Below are 731 nucleotides of genomic sequence, written 5' to 3'. Positions count from 1 at the left end.
CTCATCGCTAAGCTCGCCCGCCTCGCGCCCAATGAGGTCGCGGACATGCGCGCTTGGGTGCGCGCCAACGATGCCAATGCCCCAGTACCGGAAGGGTTCACCCAGGGACGGCATGCCCTCGCGATGGCGCTGGTGAAATTCGAACAGGATCGCCCCGCACAGTTTTGGGGTGGCCTTCTCGCTTTCATCGCGATTCCGTGCCTGGTCCTTCATTCCCTGCTGCGCTGATATGTCCAACAGTCGTTTCGCTTCGCACATGCGCCTGTGGCTGGTCGTCACGCCCGTATTAATGGCGACACTCGCGCCCGTGCTGCCGGATGACCGGCATTTCGAGATCGATGCCGCCGAGCAGGCCTCGGTCGAATCCGTATTCGGGGAAGACAGGGCCAGCGATCTAGCCAGCCGCGCCAACGACCGGTCCCGCGCCTGGTTCGTCAACTCGGGCGCGATACGCCGCTCCTATGCCGGTTCCGCCAACCAGACCCTTGTCAGCGATGGGGGCACGGCCGGCGTCGCCTCGCACTGGATGCGGCACCTCTGGATGGAACTGTATCGCGCGATCTATCGGGCCACAGTCGCCGGCAATTGGATGTGGGGCACGCTCTTCTTCATGGCAGCCATGCTCAATGATGGCGCGGTGCAGCGCCGCATCCGGGCCGCTGCGGCAGGCGTCGCCAGTCCCGTGGGTTTCCACCTCGCGGCACACGGGTTGCTGGTCGCATTTGGCGTTA

The 731-nt window shown here is 64.7% G+C and carries 2 protein-coding genes; both read left to right on the top strand.

Annotated elements, in window-relative coordinates; genetic code table 11:
* Window positions 1-228: hypothetical protein (locus CF70_RS18775; protein ID WP_235185119.1), on the top strand; the 228-nt coding region annotated here is incomplete at its 5' end.
* Between the two features lie 28 nt (window positions 229-256).
* A partial coding sequence (locus CF70_RS18770) for a DUF4400 domain-containing protein (protein ID WP_235185118.1) occupies window positions 257-731 on the top strand: 475 nt, incomplete at its 3' end.

The sequence above is a fragment of the Cupriavidus sp. SK-3 genome (assembly GCF_000611145.1).
Taxonomy (GTDB): domain Bacteria; phylum Pseudomonadota; class Gammaproteobacteria; order Burkholderiales; family Burkholderiaceae; genus Cupriavidus.
The sequence above is the reverse complement of the archived record's forward strand: the minus strand, read 5'-3'. Positions and strand labels throughout refer to the sequence as shown.